This is a genomic window from Microlunatus sp. GCM10028923, assembly GCF_042666975.1.
In the GTDB taxonomy this organism is placed as follows: Bacteria; Actinomycetota; Actinomycetes; order Propionibacteriales; family Propionibacteriaceae; genus Microlunatus.
Map to the genome: position 1 here is coordinate 423,444 of NZ_JBHTFF010000002.1, position 20,323 is coordinate 443,766.

Below are 20,323 nucleotides of genomic sequence, written 5' to 3' on the forward strand. Positions count from 1 at the left end.
CCGGTCATGATCATCAGCGATCGTCGTTGGGCCGGCTGCCCGGACCGCTCTTCCACCAGTCCCGCATCCGGTTCGCGGCACTGCCGCCGACGCCGCTGATCACCGTGCCCGCCTTGTTGAGCACCTTGAACAGGGGGTCGGCCGACGTCTCGAAGTCCTTCCGGTACGAGGCTGCGGCCGCCTTCACGTCCTCGCTCAGCGGGGCGTCCTTGTCGGCCGAGCGGCGCGGGTAGTTGCCGGCCAGCACGTCCTCGTAGCCGTCCTGGACCCACTTCTGCAGCTCCGCGGCCCGCAGTGCTGCCATCGGGTGGGTCAGGTCGGCCGTCTGCAGGATCTTGAGGAAGCTGTCCCGGATGTCGCCGCCGGACTCGTACTCCTTGGCCTGATCAAGGAACGCCGTGGTGTCCATCTCGTCGGGATCCTTCGCCCCGGCGAGCGCGGCGTGGACGCGCAGAGCGGCCTTCGGGTCCTGGCCGCAGAGCAGCCCGGCCCGGTCGCAGGACAGCTCGGACTTCCGGAACCACTCGTTCAGGCCGAGGATGATCGCCCGCAGGCCCCAGGCGCCGATCGGCATCCACTGGATCGAGTTCGCGATCGCGATCAGCTGCAACAGCATCGTCCGGTAGAGCGCGTGCCCGGACAGCACGTGCCCGACCTCGTGCCCGACCACGAACCGCAGCCCTTCATGATCGACGATGTCGAGCATGCCGGTGCTGATCACGATGATCGGCTTGTCCAGCCCGATCGCCATCGCATTGGGCACCGGGTCGCGGTGCACGTACAGCTCGGGCACCGGCTGCAGGTCCAGCGTCGTGGCGCACTCGGAGAGCACCTGGTGCAGTTCGGAGAACTGACGCGGCGACACCCGGATCGAGGTGGCCAGGAAGGCCAGCCGGACGCTGCGCTCGCCGATCGCTCCCGAGATCGCCTTGAGCACCTGGTCGAAGCCGGGGATCGCGCGCAGCGCCACCAGGGCACCGCGGTCGGCGGGGTGTTCGTACGCGCGCGGGCTGAGATCCGGGAACCGGACCCGCCCCGGCCGCGAGGTGTCTTCGGTCATGGCACCGAGGGTAGTCCGCGGCCGAACCAGCGGCCGGTGATCAGCCGTGGTCGAGGTCGACCCGGGCGACAAACCTGCGCTGCCAGGTGGTCTCCACCGCTCGCGGGTGGTAGTGCTCCCGGGTCCACGCGACGGCCTCAGCGGCCGGCACTCCGCTCAGTCGGGCCATGATCGCCACCGCCGTACCTGTCCGGCCGATCCCACCGCCGCACGCGAGCTCGACCCGCTGCGTCGCCGAATGATCATGAACGCGCCGCAGCACCCGGATCGCCTCCGTCCTGGAGTGGGGCAGCCGGAAGTCCGGCCAGCGGATCCAGACCGACTCCCAGCCGTCCTCCCGATGCGGCTTGCCGGTCAGATAGACGCCGAGCTGCGGCCGCTCCGAACCCTCCGGCCGGCCGTGCCGGAGCCCGCGCCCGCGAAGCCGGCGTCCGTCCGGCAGCACCACCAGGCCGTTGGTCCGATCACTCCACGTCTCCATGCGTCCAAGGATGGCGGAGTGCCGCGACAACCCATTGACCGACCACCGATCAGCGTTTAAGCTTAAATCACGAATTCCGCAGTGCGGAGTAGTGATGTTGCACAGCGGATTAACGGCATCTCATCGAGGGAGATGACGCCGATGTGGCAGGGTCGCTCGACGCCCTGGCCCGGGGGACCTTCCCGGCAGCCGGTGTTCAATCGCAAGGCCTTCCTTTCGCTGGCGGGCGTGACCGCCGGTGCGGCCGGTCTCGGCGGCTGCGCCTTCTTCTCCCTGGAGCCGGACCGGAACGAGGCGAAGGCCGGGCCCAAGGGAACCGAGGCGCCGACGCTGGCCGAGCAGGTGGCCGCCGGGGCGCTGCCGCCGGTCGAGCAGCGACTGCCGCGGAACCCCCGGGTGATCGAACCGCTCGATCAGATCGGGGTGTACGGCGGCGCGCTGCAGACCGTGCTGGAGAGCACCGACGCCAGCTGGCTCTGGATGACCGTCGTCCATGATCATCTGATCACCTGGGATCCCGGGTACCGGGAGATCATCCCCAACATCGCCGAGGCGTACGAGGTGGAGCGGGACGGGGCGCTCTACGTCTTCCACCTGCGCGAAGGGATGCGCTGGTCCGACGGTGAGCCGCTCACCGCGGCCGATCTGACCTGGTGGTACGAGAACGTCCTGCGGAACGAGAGCGTGACCCCGGTGGAGCCGCGGGCGCTCACCGCCGGCGGCCGCCCGGTCCGGGTCAGCGCCAGCGGCGACTGGGAGGTCCGGTTCGCCTTCGACAGCCCGAACTCCTTGTTTCTCGAGCAGATCGCGATCCACGGGCCGCCGTTCCGGCTGTTGCCGCGGCACTACCTGGAACAGTTCCACGGCGGCATCAACCCCGACCTCCCGGACGACTGGAGCCAGGACTTCCTGGCCAAGATCGACGAACTGGAGAACATCGACCTGCCGGTGCTCAGCGCCTGGGTGCCGCGCAATCCGCACGGTGACGGCGGCCGGCAGGTGTGGGAGCGCAATCCCTATTACTGGAAGGTCGATCCGGACGGCAGCCAGCTGCCGTACCTCGACTCGGTGGTGTTCACCTTCTTCGCCGAGGAGGGGCCGCTGCTGCTCGCCGCCGCGAACGGGGACGTCGACCTCTACCAGCGGCAGGAGATCACGATCCCGAAGAACCGGCCGGTGCTCAGCGACGGACAGGACCTCGGCGACTACCAGTTGATCAAGGTCCAGGAGCCGAACCACAACACGGTCGGGATCTGCATCAATCTGACCCATCCGGACCCGGTCCGCCGGAAGATGTTCCAGAACAAGGACTTCCGGATCGGCCTGTCGCACGCGATCAACCGGCAGCAGATCATCGACCTGGTCTATCTGCGCCAGGGCCGGCCGTGGCAGACGGCACCACGACCCGAGGTCCCGTTCTACGACGCGGAGGCCTTCGGCACCCAGTACACCGAGTTCGACCTCGAGCTGGCCCGTGATCATCTCGGCCGGGCCGGCTACACCGAGCGGGACGGCGAGGGACGGCTGCTCGGCGACGACGGCAAGCCGATCGTGATCACGGTGCTGTGCCAGTCGCGCTACCAGGACCTGATCGACTGCATGGAGTTCGTCAAGCGGACCTGGGCGCAGGTCGGGATCGAGCTGCGGATCGAGACGGCGAGCTCGGAGCTGGTCTCGACCCGGCTGGACGCGAACGACTACGACTGCACGCTGGACAAGGGCGAGATCGGCTATCTCGACCTGCTCGCCGATCCGCGCTGGCTGTTCGCCACCGGCGGATCGTCGTACGCGCCGCTGTGGTCGCGCTGGTACGAGGGCGGCGAGCCGAACGAACCACCACCCGCCGTGATGCAACGGCAGATGTCGATCTACCGCGAGCGGGTCGTCGGCACGGCCGACCGGGACACGCAGTACGCGGCGATCCAGGAGGTGATCGAGATCGCCCGGGCCGAGTTCTGGACGATGGGCATCTCGTTGCCGGGCGAGCCCTTCTGCGTCAGGACGAACCGGTTGCGCAACGTGCCGGGCGACGACCAGATGTGGATGTCCTTCAAGTGCCCGTACCCGGCGGTCACCAACATGACGACCTACTACCTGGAGTCATGATCATGATCAGCTACGTGGTGCGCCGACTGCTCTACATGGTCCCGACGGTCTTCCTGATCAGCATCGTCACGTTCTTGATCATCTCGCTGCCGCCGGGCGACTACCTGACCACCCTGATCGCGCAGATGCGGGCCCAGGGCGGCGAGGTGGACCAGGCCCGGATCGCCGCCCTGGAACTGAGATACGGCCTCGACTCGCCGCTCTGGGTGCAGTACGGCAAGTGGATCGGCGGCATCCTGACCGGGGACTTCGGCGAGTCGTTCCAACTGAACCGGCCGGTCACCACCGTGCTGGCCCAACGGCTGCCGCTGACCGTCATGATCGCGCTCTGTACCTTGATCTTCACCTGGATCATCGCGCTGCCGGTCGGGCTCTACTCGGCGATCCGGCAGTACAAGTTCGGCGACTACCTGGCCACCACGATCGGCTTCCTCGGCCTCGCGGTGCCGAACTTCCTGATCGCCCTGGTGCTGATGTACGTCGGCTACCGGTTCTTCGGGGCCAGTGTCGGTGGGCTGTTCTCGCCCGACTTCGCCGACGCCAACTGGAACCTGGGCCGGATCCTCGACCTGTTCGGTCACCTCTGGGTGCCGGTCGTCGTCCTCGGCATGGCGGGCACCGCGGGCCTGATCAGGATCCTCCGGGCCAACCTGCTGGACGAACTGCGCAAGCCGTACGTGATCGCGGCCCGGGCCCGCGGCATCCCGGAGCGGAAGTTGATCATGAAGTATCCGCTCCGGGTCGCCCTCAACCCGTTCATCTCGACGATCGGCTGGGTGCTGCCGGCCCTGGTCTCCGGCGAGGTGATCGTGGCCCAGGTGCTGTCGCTGCCGACCACCGGACCGGTGCTGCTCAGCTCGCTGCTCAGCCAGGACATGTATCTGGCCGGCTCGATCATCCTGATCGTCTCCGTGCTCACGGTGATCGGAACCCTGCTGTCCGACTTCGCCCTGGCCTGGTTGGATCCGCGGATCCGGCTCCGGATCGGCGGGTGAGGTGATCATGACGTCCTCGATCCCTGAGCTTGTCGAAGAGCGGGAGCCGGTGGATCAGCCCGCGCCGGCCGCCACCGCGAAGGACCTGTCGACCGCGAGCCAGGGGCGACTGGTCTGGCGGGCGTTCCGGCGGCACAAGCTGGCCATGGCCGGTGCCGTGATCACGATCTTGTTCTACCTGGTCGCGCTGTTCGGCGAGTTCCTGGCGCCGTACAACAGCGACTCGTTCAACGAGGCGTATCCGTACGCGCCGCCGCAGCTGGTCCAGTTCGTCGATGTGTCCGACGGCGGCGTCCGGTTCGGGCCGTACGTGAACGGCTACACCTCCGAGATGGATCCGGAGTCGCTGAAGTTGATCTACCGGGTCGACCCGGACACCCGGATCCCGTTGCAGTTCTTCGACACCTCGGCGGAGAGCTACCGGATGTGGGGGCTGTTCGAGGGCAACCGGCACCTGCTCGGGCCGGTCGACGACAGCCAGCCGATGTATCTGCTGGGGTCGGACCGCAACGGCCGCGACGTGCTGTCCCGGATCGTCCACGGGACCCGGGTGTCGATGACGATCGGCCTGCTCGGCGTCGCCCTGGCCTTCCTGCTCGGGGTCGGCCTCGGCGGCATCTCCGGCTTCTTCGGCGGCCGGGTCGACACGGTGATCCAGCGGATCGTCGAGTTCTTCATGTCGGTACCGACGCTGCCCCTGTGGCTCGGGCTGGCCGCCGCGGTGCCGGGCGACTGGGGTCCGCTGCAGCGCTACTTCGCGATCACCTCGATCCTGGCGATCTTCGCCTGGACCGAGCTGGCCCGGGTCACCCGGGGCCGGTTCCTCTCGCTGCGGGAGGAGGAGTTCGTCACGGCGGCCCGGCTGGACGGCAACCGGGCCCCGCGGATGATCTTCCGGCACCTGCTGCCCTTGTTCAGCAGCCACCTGATCGCCTCGCTGACCCTGTCGGTGCCGTCGATGATCTTGGCCGAGACGGCACTCTCCTTCCTCGGCCTGGGGTTGCAGGCGCCGGTGGTCAGCTGGGGTGTGCTGTTGCAGGAGGCGCAGAACATCCGGGTGGTCGCCACCGCACCCTGGCTGATGCTGCCCGGCCTGGCCGTGGTGCTGGCCGTGCTGGCGCTGAACTTCGTCGGGGACGGGCTGCGGGATGCCGCGGATCCGTACAAGAACTGAGGGGGATCGATGACCGAGGATCGTGCCCTGAGCCTGTCGAAGGGCCGCCAGGGTGACCACGACATCCTGCTCGAGATCGACCGGTTGCGGACCCACTTCTTCGTCGACGGTGGCGTGGTCCGCGCCGTGGACGGGGTGAGCCTCTCGGTGCCGGCCGGGAAGACGGTCTGCGTGGTCGGTGAGTCCGGCTGTGGCAAGAGCATCACCGCCCGGTCGGTGCTGCGGCTGATCGAGCGGCCCGGCCGGATCGTCGACGGCCGGATCCTGTTGTCCGGTGGGGATTCCGCAGCCGGCGAGCCGGTGGACGTGGTCGCCTTGGACCCGGAGGGCGAACGGCTGCGCGGCATCCGGGGCGGCGAGATCGCGATGGTGTTCCAGGAGCCGATGGCGTCGCTGTCGCCCATGTACACGGTCGGCAACCAGCTGGTGGAGGCGATCCGGGTGCACCTCGACCTGACCGAGGAGGAGGCCTCGCGGCGCGGCGTGGAGCTGCTCGGCCGGGTCGGGATCCCGCGGCCGGAACGGATCATGGAGAGCTACCCGTTCCAGCTGTCCGGCGGAATGTGCCAGCGGGTGATGATCGCCATCGCGCTGTCCTGCCGGCCGCGGCTGCTGATCGCGGACGAGCCGACCACCGCGCTGGACGTCACCACCCAGGCCCGGATCCTCGACCTGCTGGCCGATCTGCAGGCCGAGACCGAGATGTCGATGATCTTCATCACCCACGATCTCGGTGTGGTCGCGGAGATCGCCGACGAGGTGGTGGTGATGTATCTCGGCACGGTGGTCGAGCAGGGTCCGGTCGACGAGATCTTCCACGACCCGCAGCATCCGTACACCCGGGCGCTGCTGGCCTCGATCCCGCGGATGGGCCGCGGTGCCCGGCAACGGCTGGCCACGATCCCGGGCCAGGTGCCGGCGCCGCTGCAACGCCCGGCCGGCTGCCCCTTCCATCCTCGTTGTACGGAAGCGATCCCGGGTCTGTGCGACGTCGAGGAGCCACCGATGATCGAACTCGGCGAACGCCGCCGGGCCTGCTGCGTCCTCCATGATCGAGAACGACTCGACCGACACCAGGGAGAGGCGGCCCGATCATGATCGACTCCGGCGCCCTGCTCAGCGTCGAGAACCTGTCGATGCGGTTTCCGATCCGCGGCACCGGCCTGTTCGCCCGGACCACGGGGCACGTGCACGCCGTCAACGGGGTCGACCTGGCGATCCGGTCCGGCGAGGTGCTCGGCCTGGTCGGCGAGTCCGGCTGCGGCAAGACGACGCTCGGCCGGTGCATCGTCCGCAGCGAACGGCCGACCGAGGGCCGGCTGCGCTACCGCGGCCCGGACGGGCGGGTGGTCGACCTCGCCACGCTGAACGCCCGCGAGCTGAGGCCGTACCAGAACCAGGTCCGGGTGGTCTTCCAGGATCCGTTCTCCTCGTTGAACCCGCGGATGACGATCTTGGAGATCGTCGGCGATCCGCTCCGGGTGGCCGGGGTCGCCCGCGGGTCGGAGCTGGAGGAGCGGGTCGCGATCATGCTGCGCAAGGTCGGACTCTCGCCCGGCCACCTGCGCCGCTATCCGCACGCCTTCTCCGGCGGCGAACGGCAGCGGGTCAACATCGCCCGGGCCTTGATCACCGAGCCACGGCTGGTGATCGCGGACGAGGCCGTCTCGGCGCTGGACGTGTCGGTGCGGGCGCAGGTGCTGAACCTGCTCCGCGACCTGCAGGAAGAGTTCGACCTGACCTACCTGTTCATCTCGCACGACATGTCGGTGGTGGAGAACCTCTGTGACCGGGTCGCGGTGATGTACCTGGGCAAGATCGTCGAGCTGGCCGACACCGCCGAGCTGTACCGGCAGCCGCGGCATCCCTACACCCAGGCGCTGTTGTCCGCCGTGCCGCGGCCGGACCCGCGGCTGCGCGGCAGCGGACGCCGGCACCGGCTGCCGGACAACTTCCCGGACCCGGCGAACCCGCCGTCCGGCTGCTTCTTCCACACCCGCTGCGAATACGCCGACGACGAGGCCTGCGTCCAGCAGCGTCCGGAACTGCGTGCCTTGGCCGGTGATCATCGCGCCGCCTGCCACCACACCGAGACGCTCAGCCTGACCGGCGTCGACCAGTCCGTCCCCTGACCGACCTCTCACGCGCCCTGAGCTCGTCGAAGGGCCAAGCCCGAATCCTCTGGAGCCGAAGGAGCATCTGATCATGGAATCCCGTCCCGCCCCGATCGTCCTCGAGGTCGACGCGTCGGTCGCCGGCCCCCCGGTCGACTGGTCCCGGCAGATCGTCGCCGAGCAGCTGAACCGCTTCGGAGTGGAGCTGATCACCGCCGGCGCCGATCCGGCGGTGACGGTGACCGCTGCGGATGATCTTGGACCGGAGGACTTCCGGTACGACGCCGCGGCGGGCCGGCTCGCCGTCCGGGCCGGATCTCCCGTCGGTGCCTCCTACGCGCTGATCGGGCTGGCCGACCAGCTCGCCCTGGACGGGTCGCTGGACGCGGCGATCGGCCACCTGGACGGGCGGCGCGGCGTCGCTGCCGTACCGACGCGGGGGATCATGCGGTCCTTCTCCAGCGTCGACGAGGACCTGCCCTGGTTCCGTGATCAACAGTTCTGGACCGACTACCTGGACTGGATCGCGGGCTGCCGGTTCAGCCGGTTCCACCTGGCCCTCGGCATGCAGTACAACTACGGGGCCGACCGGCACGGCGCGACCGACAACTATCTCTGCTTCGCCTATCCGTTCCTGTTCGACGTGGACGGCTGGGACGTCCGGGCGGACGGCGTGTCCGCCGACGAACAGCGGGCCAACCTGGACATGATCAAGTTCGTCGCGGCCGAGGCCGTGCGGCGCGGGCTCAAGTTCCAGCTCGGCCTGTGGAATCACGCGTACGACTACGGCCGCGACTCCGAGCACCGGTTCCCGATCACCGGGCTGACTCCGGAGACCCATGCCGACTACTGCGCCGACGCGATCACCCGGCTGGTGGCCGAGGTCCCGGAGCTGAGCGGGTTCACCTTCCGGGTGCACTACGAGGGCGGCATCCATGATCAAGGTCACGAGGCGTTCTGGGGCAAGGTCTTCGACGCGCTGGCGGCGACCGGACGCGAGCTCGAGGTCGACATGCACGCCAAGGGAGTTGATCAAGCCCTGCTGGACGCGGTCGACCAGCCCACGTTGCAGCCGGTGCTGTCCGCCAAGTACTGGGCGGAGCACCAGGGGCTGCCGTACCACCAGACGACGATCCGTCGCCGGGAGGAGGCCAAGCCGGTGCCGCCGGGCAAGGAGATGACGGCGATCACCGAGTTCTCCCGCCGGTTCACCCGCTACGGGTACGGCGACTTCCTCAACGAGGACCGGCAGGCCGATCTGATCTTCCGGGTCTGGCCGGGCACCCAGAAGGTGCTGCTCTGGGGCGACCCGGCCCTCGCGGCGGGCTACGGACGACTGTCCACCTTCGCCGGCGCGCGCGGCGTCGACGTCTGCGAACCGCTGTTCTTCAAGGGACGCAAGGGATCCGGCCGACCCGGCGGCCGCGAGCTTTACGTCGACCCGGAGCTGAAGCTGGGCCTGCAGGACTGGACCAAGTACCGCTACACCTATCTGCTCTGGGGCCGGTTGCTCTACAACCCGGACGCGCCGGCCGACGAGTGGACGGGCCACCTGCGCGAGACGTACGGAGACGCGGGCGACGCCGTCGCGGCCGCCCTCGCCCCGCTCAGCCGGATCCTGCCGTTGCTCACGGTCGTGCACGGCGTCGGTGGCTCCAACAACGGCTACTGGCCCGAGGTCTACACCAACCTGCCGATCACCGACGGCGTCCATCCCGGGCACTACCGCGACACCGACGACCCGCCGCGCTGGGGCACGGTCAGCCCGTTCGACCCGACCCAGTTCTACGTCATCGACCAGTACGCGGATGATCTTGCCGCCGGGCGGCTGGACGGACGGCACACGCCGGCCGAGGTGGCGACCTGGATCGAGGGCATGACCGAAGCCGCCGCCGGCCCGCTGGAATCGCTGCGGTCCGTCGCCGACCCGTCGCCGCAGCTCCGCCGGGCCCTGGTCGACCTGGAGATCCAGCACCGGCTGGGCCGCTACTTCGCCGGCAAGTTCCGCTCGGCGGCCGACTACGCCGTGTGGCGCCGGACCGGCAACCTCGGTTCGCTGCGCCGGGCCGTCGACCAGCACCGGGCGGCCCTGCGCGCGTACGCGGAGATCGTGCCGATCGTCGACGGGATCTACACGATCGACCTGCGCTTCGGCCCGGAGCGGAACGAGCACGGCCACTGGGCCGACCGGCTCCCGGCGCTGGAGCAGGACGTGATCTCGATGGAGGCCGAACTCGCCGACGCGACCGGCCCGGGGCACATCACCGCCGACGAACCGGCTCCGATCGAGCACCCGCTCCGCCCGGCCCGGACCGGCCTGCGGCATGAGCCGCCGAAGACGTACGCGCGCGGCGAGGACCTGGTCATCGCGGTGCAGGCCGATCCCGGCGTGGCCGGCGTCCGGCTGAACTACCGGCACGTCAACCAGGCCGAGTCCTTCCAGAGCGTCGACCTGGAGCCGTCGAACGGCGGCTATCAGGGCACCATCCCGGCCGCCTACACCGCCTCGACGTACCCGCTGATGTACTTCTTCACCGTCGACCACGCCGAGCAGGGCGTCACCGTCCACCCGGGCTTCGAGCCCGACCTGGCCAACCAGCCGTACCACCTGCTCACCAGCGACCAATTCACCGGCGGCCCCCAATCCCGCACCCCCTGACCCGCCCCCCAAGTTCGCATCCGCGACCGTTCCTCCGGTCCGCGACTGGTGCAACGGTCGCGGATGCGTCGAACGGTCGCGGCTGTGGCGTCGCGCCCGGCGCCCGGCGCGGGCCGCGGCTGCGACGAACGGTCGCGGATCGCGCGATGGCGCGGTTGTCCACAGCCGGCGGCGATGAATCTCGCGTGTCCACAGATTTTCTGTGGCAGCGGCGATGGCGCGGATGTGGTGGTGGGGTTCGAGAGGTGAGCGAGGTAGTGATGGCGCGGCAGCTGGCCGCGCGGGGGTATCGGCCCTCGGAGATCGCGCGGTTGGTCCGGCGGGGTGAACTGACCCGGATCCGGCGTGGCGGGTACGTGACCGAGGAGGCCGACGGTGAGCGGGACCGGCATCGGCGGCTGATCGACGCGACGCTGCGACTCAGCAGTACTGACGTCGTCGTCAGCCACCTGTCGGCCGGGGTGCTGCACGGTTTGCCGATCTTCAGGGACACCCTGAAGCGAGTCGATCTCACTCGGTCGGGCCGGTCGGGCGGATACGTCAGGCGCGCCGTCCATCTGCACGTCGGGCCGCTGACGACTGCGGATCGGGTGATCCTGGACGGCCGACCGGTGACCTCCCTGGCCCGAACGGTCGTCGATGTCGCCCGCCGACTTCCGGAGCGTCGTGCGGTGGCCCTGGCCGACGCGGCCCTGACTCGCGGACTGCTGGTCGACCAGGCCGCGGCCGTGGTCGGCGGACTGGGCGGACACACCGGGATCGGCCGGGCTCGCCGGGTCCTGGAGTTCGCCGACGGGCGGAGCGAGAGCGTCGGCGAGTCGGAGGGGCGGGTCGTGATGGCCGTTGCCGGACTGCCGCGGCCGACGCTGCAGTACGAGGTACACGACGAGCACGGTGAGTTCGTCGCCCGGTGTGACTACGCCTGGGTGGAGCAGCGGACCCTCGGCGAGTTCGACGGATTGATCAAGTACGGCCGGCTGCTGAAGCCGGGCGAGACGAGTTCGGACGTCATCGTGGCCGAGAAGCTCCGCGAGGACGCGCTGCGCGATCTCGGTTGGGAGGTCGTCCGGCTGATCTGGTCCGACCTCTCCCGCCCCGCCCAACTCGCCGCCCGCGTCCGCCGGGCCTTCACCCGCGCCGCCCGCCGCCACGCCTGACCTGGCGCCCGGCCCGCGACCCCGAGCCCGATCGCGATCCGCGACCGTTCCACTCATTCGCGACCGTTGCACGGGTCGCGGATCGGAGGAACGGTCGCGGATCGGTGCACCAGTCGGGTGGGGCGGGGTGTGGATTGGCGTGGAGGAGGAGGGGGCGGGTAGTCTGCGGGGTCGGTGTGTGCTTCGGTGCCACCGTGCGGGTTGCTCGCGGAACGAGCGACTCGCTGCATTCGCCCTCCTGCCACGGGGCCGTCCCGTGGCCGCTGAGACCAGAGGAGGTGGAGTTCGCGCATGCGCAAGTACGAGATCATGGTCATCCTCGACCCCGATACTGAAGAGCGTTCCGTTCAGCCGACGCTCGAGCAGTACCTGAAGATCATCACCAACGGTGGCGGATCGGTCGAGAATCTTGACATCTGGGGCCGTCGCCGGCTGGCGTACGACATCCGGAAGAAGTCCGAAGGCATCTACGCGGTGATCGACCTGACCGCGGCCCCGGACGACGTGAAGGAACTGAGCCGTCAGTTCTCGATCAACGAAACGATCATGCGGACCAAGGTCATCCGGCCCGAACTGCACTGAGCGTCCCGGGCATCGGCCCGCGACCACGGTCGGGGGACTTGTCCATAGATTGCGGCCCGCTTGGGGTGTCGTTGTCAGTAGATGCTGGCACCCTAGAGACCGACCGCAGACCGTACTAGCTTGACGGAGACCTCAACGATGGCAGGCGAAACCCAGATCACGCTCGTCGGCAACCTCACCGCCGACCCGGAGCTTCGCTTCACCCCCTCGGGTGCGGCGGTGGCCAACTTCACCGTCGCATCGACGCCGCGCACCTTCGACCGGCAGACCAGCGAATGGCGAGACGGCGAGGCGATGTTCCTCAACTGCGCCGTCTGGCGGCAGGCGGCGGAGAACGTCGCCGAGTCGCTGCAGAAGGGCATGCGCGTGATCGTCCAGGGACGCCTGAAGTCGCGGACGTACGACACCCGCGAGGGTGAGCGCCGTACCGTCTTCGAGATCGACGTCGACGAGATCGGTCCCGCTTTGCGGTACGCCTCGGCCAAGGTGACCCGGAACCCTGCCGGTCAGGGTCGCCAGGGTGGCGGCGGCGGAGGCGGCGGTTACAGCAACAACAGCGGCGGCGGCGGCGGTGGTGGCGGCTACGGCGGCAACACCGGCGGCGGCGAGGATCCGTGGGCCACTGGTGCCCCGGCCGCGCCGCGCGGCGGCCAGCCGTCCGGCGGCGGCAGCGATCCGTGGGCGGCGCCGCAGGGCGACGAGCCCCCGTTCTGATCATTCCCACTATTCACAGGCACATTCCGGCCGGGGAGACAGGCCCTGGCCGGGCTCAGTAAAGGAGAGCACCACAATGGCCACATCACCGCCTGTTCAGCGCAAGCCGAAGAAGAAGTCGAATCCGCTGAAGGCCGGCCAGAACATCGACTACAAGGACGTCAACACCCTGCGCAAGTTCATCTCCGAGCGTGGCAAGATCCGCGCCCGGCGGGTGACCGGACTGAGCGTCCAGGAGCAGCGCAAGGTCGCGATCGCGATCAAGAACGCCCGCGAGGTGGCCCTGCTGCCGTACGCCTCGACGGCGCGCTGAGTCGAAGGAGTCTGACCAGATGAAGCTCATTCTGACTGCCGCCGTGGACAACCTCGGGGTTGCCGGCGACATCGTCGAGGTGAAGGACGGCTACGGCCGGAACTTCCTCATCCCGCGCCACTTCGCGATCCGTTGGACCAAGGGTGGCGAGAAGCAGATCGAGGGCATCAAGCGGAGCCGGGACGCCCGGGAGATCCGTGGCCTCGACCACGCCCAGGAGGTCCGGACCCAGATCGAGGGCCTGACCGTTCAGCTCGAGCGGCGGGCCGGCGACTCCGGCAAGCTGTTCGGCGCGATCACGGCCGCTGACGTCGTCAGCGCGATCAAGAAGTCCGGCGGCCCCGCCGTGGACAAGCGGACCGTCGAGATCGGCAAGCCGATCAAGACCGTCGGCGCCCACACCGTCGGTGTGAAGCTGCACGACGCCGTCACCGCGCACCTGCCGGTCACGGTCGTCGCCGCCGGCTGAACCGAAGCACCGCAACGGCCCCGCACCCGACCAGGGTGCGGGGCCGCTGTCGTTGTCGGGACGCCGGGGTTGACGTGGCCGCGTGGCCAGTGCCGGCTGGCCGCGTGGCCGATGTGGCGGCCGGACCTGATGGCGAGGCTGGGTGCATGACAACCCTGCAGAACTCGCCTACGTCGATCCGAGCGGTCCGTCCGCCGAGCAGGCTGCTGCCCGCTCTGGCCCTGACCGGTTACCTCGCCGTCGCCGCGACCGCGCTGGTCCGGCCGTGGCTGCCGGCACTCAGCCCGGAGCACGACTACGCGACCAGGTACGGCTACGCAACCCCGGCCTGGGTCTCGCTGGCGGCCGCCGCGGCGGGCCTGCTGACCTTGGTGGTACGTCGCCGGCGCCCGACCGGCCGTGCCCCGATGCTGGCGGGTGCCGCCGCACTGGTGCTGCTGCTCTGGGCCTCGGCCGGTGTCGTGCTCGACCTCTTCCGGGGCTTCTTCTGGTTCACCGGCATCCCGGCCGGCGAGTTCGGCCTGGTCGACTGGCGCGGCGCCGTGGGCCGGGTCGCGGCGGCCGCCGCCCTGGTCCCGACCGCCCTGATCATGCTGCGTACCGCTGCTCCGCGGTCCACCGATCGGGCGCCCGCCCGCTGGCCCGCCCTGGTGGCCGCCGGACTGGCCCTGGTCTATCCGGGCGTGAAGTTCTTCTGGTTCCTCGGCGGCACCTTCGCCCGGCCGGTCCCTTATCCGGAGGGCTTTCCGGTCGCCGAGTCGGTGATCCTGGTCGGCGGGGTGGCGCTATCGTTGCTGCTCATGCGCGGCCTGCAGAGCCGGCTCCTGCACGCCGGCTTGATCGCCACCGGGTGGCTGGTGAGCCTGGTGACCCTCAATCAGGGCATGTTGCCGATCTTCGGCATGATCAACTACGGCCTCGGCGGGCCGATGCCGGCGGCGGTGGCGGCCTTCTCGGGTTCGGGCTGGATGACCGCCGTGCTGTACGGAAGCTGGGCGGCGCTCGGCGTCTTCCTGGTCATCGCGACCCGCAACAGCCGGCGCCGGACCTGCAGATGATCATGAACCGCTGGTCGTCCTGGCCGGACCGGCACCGGGCCGGCTGGGACGCCGTCGTCACCGGCGCGCTGGTCCTGCTGCTCGGAGTCCCGTCCCTGGTGATCACGGTGGTCTCGGCGCCCTGGCCGGCGGCCCTGGTGATCGGGTCCGGGCTGCTGATCGGCCACACCGCGCCCCTGTTCCGGCGCCGGGCACCGGTACCCGCGATGATCATGGTCGCGCTGGCGGTCGTGGTGATGGCGGCCGGGAGTCCGTACTTCCTGCTGCTGCCCTCGGTGCTGCTGCTGCCGCTCGCGCTGTGCGACTTCATCACCCGGCGCCCGGCTCGCCAGTCGATCGTCGCGGCCGCGGTGGCGGTCGGCGGCGCGATCGCGATCGGGCTGCGGGCGTTCCTGCAGCCGGCGCCCGGGCTGGCCGGGCCCACCGCCTGGCTGGTCACCGGGCTGCTCGTCGTGATCATGGCGGCGGCCTGGCTGATCGGTGCCTATCGGCGGTCCCGGCGGCAGCAGTCGGCGTTGCTGGCCGATCGGGCCGCGGCCCGGGAGCGGGACCGGATCGCGACCGAGTTCCACGACATCGTCGGTCACTCGCTGGCGGTGATCGTCGCTCAGGCCCGCGGCGCCGGGTTCGCGATCGACGCGGACCCACCGGCCGCCCGGGCGGCCCTGGGCGCGATCGAGGACACCGGACGGGCGGCGCTCGGTGAGCTGCGGGCGTTGGTCGGAGTGCTCGGTGAGCGGGATGGCCACCGCGGCCCGGTGCCCCGGCTGACGGGCGTACCGGACCTGCTGCGGCGGACCCGCGAGGCGGGCCTGATCATCGAGGAGACCAGCGTCGGCCGTCCCCGGCGACTGGGCGACGGCACCGAACTGGCCGCCTACCGGGTGGTGCAGGAAGGGCTGACCAACGTGATCAAGCACGCCGGGCCGACGGCGCGGGCGACCGTGGAGCTCGCCTGGCATGATCATGAACTCGTGGTGTCGGTGCACAACCAGGCCGGCTCGGTGCCCTTCTCGGTTCCGGCCGGCGGCACCGGGCTGGTAGGGCTCCGGACCAGGGTCGACGCGGTCGGTGGCCGGGTCGACGCCGGCCCCGAGTCGGACGGCGGCTTCCGCGTGCTGGCTCGCTTTCCTTACCAGGGCAGGGATTCCGGGACGGTGCCGACATGATCAAGGTGTACCTGGTGGACGACACTGAGCTGATCAGGACCGGCTGCGCTATGGTGATCAACGCTCAGCCGGACCTGACCGTCGTCGGTCAGGTCGGCTCCGGTGCCGAGGCACTGCGAGACCTGGCCGAGACGCCCGTGGACGTGGTGCTGCTGGACATCCGGATGCCCGGCCTGGATGGCATCGAGGTGATTCACCGGCTGGTCGCCGCACCCGGCCCGACGCCCAAGATCATCGTGCTGACCACCTTCGACCTCGACGAGTACGCCCTCGCCGCGCTCACCGCCGGCGCGGCCGGCTTCCTGCTCAAGGATGCGCCGGCCGCCGATCTGCTCGCCGCGATCCGCTCCGTGCACGAAGGGAGTGCGGTCCTGGCCCCACCGACCGCCCGCCGGTTGGTCGCGCTGCTCGCCGACCGGGTCGAACGGAGCGACCCGGCCGCGGCCGCGGACCTGACCGATCGGGAGCGGGAGGTGGTCACCCTGGTCGCCACCGGCGCGGGCAACGCGGAGATCGCGGGGCGGCTGTTCGTCTCCACCAGCACGGTCAAGGCGCACGTCGCCAGCATCCTGCGCAAGCTGGGCCTTCGGGACCGGATCCACATCGTGATCTGGGCCTACGAACACCGCTTCGTACGTCCCGCCTGACTCAGCGAACCTCCGCCGCGAGCAGCTCCCAGGCGCGGTCGGCGAGGTCGGCCGGGCCGCGGTCGCCGACCTCGAGTTCGATCATGGTCCAGGCGGTCCGCTGCAGGACCCGCCGGGTCAGTTCGGCCTCGGCCCGCAGGTGGTCGGCGGCGGAGTCCAGGTCGGTCACGCCACGCGCGCCGGGGGCCGAGCGCAGCTTGTTCACGTACCAGTCGAGCCACCCGGGACCCTCCCGGTCGACGGCCCGGAGCAGGGTGGCCCGAGGGTCGTCGGCCAGCCGGACGATGATCACCTCGGTCGGCGGCGCTGCCCGGGCGAGTTCCGCGACGATCGTGTCGATCGCCGGCTCGTCATGGCCCCAGGCGAGCAGCGAGGGGATGTACGGCAGCAGCGCATCGGTGATCAACAACTCGGCACCGTCACGCTCCGACTGGCGCAGATAGCGGCGGGTGGCCGTGATCAAGGTCTCCGGCCGGACGCTGCCCGCGCCGCCGGCGAACTCCGCCGCCACGTCGGCGAAGGCCGGCCGGGTCAGGATGTGCTCCTCGGCGAAATGATCAACCACGTGTCCCGCTGCGGCGTACCGTTCGGCCAGCGCGCCGCAGAGCGTCGACTTCCCGCTGCCGGGGCTGCCGAGCACGGAGATCATCCTGGTGCGCACGATCCCACCCTGGCAGAGTGCGCGTCGCCGCGGTCAAGGGCCCGTCGGTGACTCTCGCGGCGGTGCCAACGTCGTGTCGCCCACCAGTCCAGCTTGATCAACTATGCCGACGGCGCAGTCGCCGGGGTCGAGGGAGCGCCGCCGTCCCTTGTCTGGGCGAGGATCTGGCACGCTGCGGAACCGGCTCGCTGCGCGGTCGACCTGGCCCGGTCCGAGGAACCGGCGGACACCAGCACTGTGGAGGGCGGCCAGGCTGGGCAGCGACCGAAACTTGCTGGTGTCCACCCTGACCAGGTCGGAGCCGGCTGGGGGCCGGGCCCAGTCCGAGGTCGGCCGGCGTTCCGCGGTGTGCTCGGTCGGGTCGGCCGCGACTGCTGCGCACTCCACGGTGCCGTCGTCCTCCCGCTCCTGCGCCAGCCCTCGGGCGACCTTCGGGCCTTCCCGCCCTGCTCCTGAGTGAATTCTCGCCGGTAACTCACGGCGGAATTCACCCCGGTTGTCACCGTCGGCGAGGTAGTGGGCCGGCCCGGACCTCCCGAAGATCCGGCCGGCGTTTCGGGCCCACCGATCCGGTCCTGGGGCTAGTTCGGCCAGGACGGGGAGCGGCCGAGCAGGGCGACGATCTTGTCCAGCGAGGTCGCGTCCTCGGCGTACGGGGCGGCGGGGCCGAACGGAGATCCGGGGGCGGTACGGGAGGCGTCGTCGGGGATCTGCTCGGACAGGTCGAGCACCGGCTGGAGGATGTCGTCGTCGAACTCGAGCGGCAGGTCCAAGGTCCGGGCGAGGTCCCAGGCGTGCACCACGGAGTCGACGAGTTGCATCAGCACCGCCTGCGCACCGGGGAACTCGCGCTCCTTGGTCAGCAGCGGGAGGGCGAAGGAGCGGTCCAGCACGCCCGGCTCGGCGAACGCCTCGAGCAGGATCTTGGTGGCCGCCGCGTAGTCGGCGACGGGGTCGGCTCGGTTCAGGTCGCCGGCCCACGGCGCCGGGTCGTTGCCGTGGCCGCGGGCGGCCGCCGCGAAGCCGAGGTTCTCGGTGGTCAGATGGTCCAGCAGTTGGCGCAGGTCCCAGCCGGCGCAGGGGGTCGGCGCGGTCAGTTGCTCGGGGGTGGCCTGTTCGGCGAGTTCCACGGTCCGCCGGGCGGCCACGGCGTGCTGAGCGATCAAGGAGTCAGTAGGCATGCATAGATCATAGGCACACGCATATGATCTGTTCAAGGGTACCGTCGGATCATGGCGATGAGTGATCGGCCCGACCTCGCGGCGATGCTGTTTCCGTTCGTCCGCGAGCTGATGGCAATGGAGCGGCCGATCCTGGAGGCGAACGGCCTGACCATGTGGGGCTACTCGATCTTGATCACCCTCGGCCGGGAACCGGTCCGCACCCAGGCGGCGCTGGCCGAGATGATCGGCGCGGACAAGACCAGGATCATCGCCGATCTGGACACCCTGCAGGAGGTGGGGATGATCACCCGGGACGTCGATCCGGACGACCGGCGGGTCCGCCTGGTGGCGATCACCGCGAAGGGCCGGCGGGCCCGGGACCGGGCCCAGGCAGCGATCCAGCGGGAAGAGGAGCGGATCCTCGCGCCTCTTCCCGCCGCCGATCGCCGTACCTTCCTCAGGGTGGCGCAGTCGCTGGCCGGACTGGTCCGGCCCGACCCCCCGGCTTAGCCCGCCGTTCGCGCGGCGCTCTCGACCTCGCTGGCTGCCTCGGTCTGGCCGGCTCGCCGGTGCAGGACGTACCCCCAGACGGCGAGGGACAGCATCGGCCCCCAGAACCAGAACGGGAAGATCACCGCGCTGGTCAGGCCACTGACCACACCCTCGGCTCCGAAGGCCCTGATCATCGGGACCGCCGACACCAGCAGGATCGCCGCGACGAACGAACCCGGACCGGCCGCGACCCAGACCGGGACGGGACGCCCGGCGAAGAACGGCACCCAGCGCGGGAACACCTCGCCCCACCGGGAGATCAGGCCGAGGGTGAGGATCAAGCCGGCCCAGCCGCCGGAGGAGAGCAGCACGCCCCAGATCCGGATGTCGGGCGGCAGACCCTCCGCGCCGCCGTACGGCCACGGGGTCAGCCAGGTCAGCCGGATCAGGCAGTACGGGAGCGGGCCGAGCGCGGCCAGGATCGTGATCACCCGGCGATGCCGCAACACCCAGGCGGCCGGCCGGTCCAGCATTCGGTTCCGCTGGGCGATGCGGGCCGCGACCAACAGCCAGAGCAGGGTCGTGGCGGCGAGCCCGAAGATGATCGCCACCGTGCCGAGCCGATCGCGCAGGCCGGCGATCCGGCCGGCCAGCACCAGCAGGGACTGCGCCGGCACGATCCCGGTCGCGAAGATCACCACGATCCCCGCGACCACGGCCAGAGCCAGCCAGCGACCGATCCTGAACTTGCGGACCAGCTGGACCACCAGCAGCACGCTGCCGGCCACCACGACCAGGGCCATCAGGTACCCGGCCATCATGATCGCGGTCTCGTTGAGGATCCCGATCCCGATCACCACGGACACGGCGATCCCGATCATGATCACCAACGCGGCCGGCAGCGACGCGGTCCCGCGGACGAGGAGGATCACGGCCGTACCGACCCCGACCAGGCCGGCCCCGAGCAGGGCGCCGGCCGTGGCGGTGGGGCCGAACAGCCCGTTCAGCAAGGAGAGTGCGGTGTTGAACTGGCCGGTCGTGTCGGCCATCAGATTGGTCGCGGGTACGGCGAGCCAGACCGCGGCGAGCACCGAGCAGAGCAGGCCGGCCAGGCCGGCCAGCATGATCAGCCGCCGATCCGTCCGACGGTCCGACCAGTCCGGCGGTGGTCCGCCGGGCTGCTGCAGGTAGTTGATCATGGTGACCCTTTCGACTCGTTCTCGAGTCGACCTTCTCGCCGGAGACGGGGTCGGGGCATCACCCAGGCGGGTGAGCCGGCGGGGTGTCCGGGTGACCGGTCGGCCGGCCC

The 20,323-nt window shown here is 70.1% G+C and carries 20 protein-coding genes; 15 read left to right on the forward strand and 5 right to left on the reverse strand.

Annotated elements, in window-relative coordinates; genetic code table 11:
- Nucleotides 1–13: 13 nt before the first annotated feature.
- Complete coding sequence (locus ACFQU4_RS06150; RefSeq protein ID WP_377488151.1) at nucleotides 14–1,060, reverse strand: M48 family metallopeptidase; 1,047 nt, start codon at nucleotides 1,058–1,060, stop codon at nucleotides 14–16.
- Between the two features lie 40 nt (nucleotides 1,061–1,100).
- A complete protein-coding gene (locus tag ACFQU4_RS06155; RefSeq protein ID WP_377488154.1) occupies nucleotides 1,101–1,541 on the reverse strand; it encodes a protein-tyrosine phosphatase family protein in 441 nt (146 codons plus the stop codon).
- Nucleotides 1,542–1,769: 228 nt separating this feature from the next.
- On the opposite strand from ACFQU4_RS06155, the gene ACFQU4_RS06160 reads away from it, so the two are divergent.
- The 14 genes from ACFQU4_RS06160 (at nucleotide 1,770) to ACFQU4_RS06225 (ending at nucleotide 16,698) form a co-directional block, all read left to right on the forward strand.
- A complete protein-coding gene (locus ACFQU4_RS06160) occupies nucleotides 1,770–3,647 on the forward strand; it encodes an ABC transporter substrate-binding protein (RefSeq protein WP_377488157.1) in 1,878 nt (625 codons plus the stop codon).
- Nucleotides 3,644–4,642 (forward strand): ABC transporter permease, encoded by a 999-nt coding sequence (locus ACFQU4_RS06165; protein ID WP_377488160.1) that lies wholly within the window; start codon nucleotides 3,644–3,646, stop codon nucleotides 4,640–4,642. The genes ACFQU4_RS06160 and ACFQU4_RS06165 overlap by 4 nt, the downstream gene beginning before the upstream one ends.
- Nucleotides 4,643–4,649: 7 nt before the next feature.
- Entirely contained in the window at nucleotides 4,650–5,816 is a 1,167-nt protein-coding gene (locus ACFQU4_RS06170) for an ABC transporter permease (RefSeq protein WP_377488163.1), read from the forward strand.
- Nucleotides 5,817–5,825: 9 nt separating this feature from the next.
- Nucleotides 5,826–6,914 (forward strand): ABC transporter ATP-binding protein, encoded by a 1,089-nt coding sequence (locus tag ACFQU4_RS06175; RefSeq protein ID WP_377488166.1) that lies wholly within the window; start codon nucleotides 5,826–5,828, stop codon nucleotides 6,912–6,914.
- A complete protein-coding gene (locus tag ACFQU4_RS06180; RefSeq protein WP_377488169.1) occupies nucleotides 6,911–7,948 on the forward strand; it encodes an ABC transporter ATP-binding protein in 1,038 nt (345 codons plus the stop codon). The genes ACFQU4_RS06175 and ACFQU4_RS06180 overlap by 4 nt, the downstream gene beginning before the upstream one ends.
- Nucleotides 7,949–8,021: 73 nt before the next feature.
- Nucleotides 8,022–10,589 (forward strand): hypothetical protein, encoded by a 2,568-nt coding sequence (locus ACFQU4_RS06185; RefSeq protein ID WP_377488172.1) that lies wholly within the window; start codon nucleotides 8,022–8,024, stop codon nucleotides 10,587–10,589.
- Nucleotides 10,590–10,834: 245 nt separating this feature from the next.
- Nucleotides 10,835–11,746 (forward strand): type IV toxin-antitoxin system AbiEi family antitoxin domain-containing protein, encoded by a 912-nt coding sequence (locus ACFQU4_RS06190; protein ID WP_377488175.1) that lies wholly within the window; start codon nucleotides 10,835–10,837, stop codon nucleotides 11,744–11,746.
- Nucleotides 11,747–12,037: 291 nt separating this feature from the next.
- Nucleotides 12,038–12,328 carry a 30S ribosomal protein S6 gene (gene rpsF, locus ACFQU4_RS06195; protein ID WP_377488178.1) on the forward strand — a complete coding sequence of 97 codons (291 nt, stop codon included), beginning with the start codon at nucleotides 12,038–12,040 and terminating at the stop codon, nucleotides 12,326–12,328.
- A gap of 138 nt (nucleotides 12,329–12,466) precedes the next feature.
- Nucleotides 12,467–13,042 carry a single-stranded DNA-binding protein gene (locus tag ACFQU4_RS06200; protein ID WP_377488181.1) on the forward strand — a complete coding sequence of 192 codons (576 nt, stop codon included), beginning with the start codon at nucleotides 12,467–12,469 and terminating at the stop codon, nucleotides 13,040–13,042.
- A 76-nt stretch (nucleotides 13,043–13,118) separates the two neighbouring features.
- Entirely contained in the window at nucleotides 13,119–13,355 is a 237-nt protein-coding gene (gene rpsR / locus ACFQU4_RS06205; RefSeq protein WP_179752559.1) for a 30S ribosomal protein S18, read from the forward strand.
- Between the two features lie 19 nt (nucleotides 13,356–13,374).
- Nucleotides 13,375–13,824, forward strand: a complete 450-nt coding sequence (gene rplI / locus ACFQU4_RS06210) for a 50S ribosomal protein L9 (protein ID WP_377488185.1) — start codon at nucleotides 13,375–13,377, stop codon at nucleotides 13,822–13,824.
- A 146-nt stretch (nucleotides 13,825–13,970) separates the two neighbouring features.
- Entirely contained in the window at nucleotides 13,971–14,882 is a 912-nt protein-coding gene (locus tag ACFQU4_RS06215; protein WP_377488188.1) for a hypothetical protein, read from the forward strand.
- Nucleotides 14,879–16,051 carry a sensor histidine kinase gene (locus ACFQU4_RS06220; RefSeq protein ID WP_377488191.1) on the forward strand — a complete coding sequence of 391 codons (1,173 nt, stop codon included), beginning with the start codon at nucleotides 14,879–14,881 and terminating at the stop codon, nucleotides 16,049–16,051. Before ACFQU4_RS06215 ends, ACFQU4_RS06220 begins: the two co-directional genes overlap by 4 nt.
- Nucleotides 16,048–16,698: a response regulator transcription factor gene (locus ACFQU4_RS06225; RefSeq protein WP_377488194.1), complete on the forward strand. Its 651-nt coding sequence runs from the start codon at nucleotides 16,048–16,050 to the stop codon at nucleotides 16,696–16,698. The genes ACFQU4_RS06220 and ACFQU4_RS06225 overlap by 4 nt, the downstream gene beginning before the upstream one ends.
- A 1-nt stretch (nucleotide 16,699) precedes the next feature.
- On the opposite strand, the gene ACFQU4_RS06230 is transcribed toward ACFQU4_RS06225, so the two are convergent.
- Entirely contained in the window at nucleotides 16,700–17,359 is a 660-nt protein-coding gene (locus ACFQU4_RS06230) for a hypothetical protein (RefSeq protein ID WP_377488197.1), read from the reverse strand.
- Nucleotides 17,360–17,940: 581 nt separating this feature from the next.
- Nucleotides 17,941–18,540 carry a TIGR03086 family metal-binding protein gene (locus ACFQU4_RS06235; protein ID WP_377488200.1) on the reverse strand — a complete coding sequence of 200 codons (600 nt, stop codon included), beginning with the start codon at nucleotides 18,538–18,540 and terminating at the stop codon, nucleotides 17,941–17,943.
- Nucleotides 18,541–18,591: 51 nt separating this feature from the next.
- On the opposite strand from ACFQU4_RS06235, the gene ACFQU4_RS06240 reads away from it, so the two are divergent.
- The gene (locus ACFQU4_RS06240) at nucleotides 18,592–19,032 is read left to right on the forward strand and encodes a MarR family winged helix-turn-helix transcriptional regulator (protein WP_377488203.1); all 441 of its coding nucleotides are present in this window, start codon (nucleotides 18,592–18,594) and stop codon (nucleotides 19,030–19,032) included.
- On the opposite strand, the gene ACFQU4_RS06245 is transcribed toward ACFQU4_RS06240, so the two are convergent.
- On the reverse strand, nucleotides 19,029–20,213 hold the full coding sequence (locus tag ACFQU4_RS06245; protein ID WP_377488206.1) for a hypothetical protein: 1,185 nt from the start codon (nucleotides 20,211–20,213) through the stop codon (nucleotides 19,029–19,031). The two genes, ACFQU4_RS06240 and ACFQU4_RS06245, sit on opposite strands and share 4 nt — an antisense overlap.
- Nucleotides 20,214–20,323: the final 110 nt, after the last annotated feature.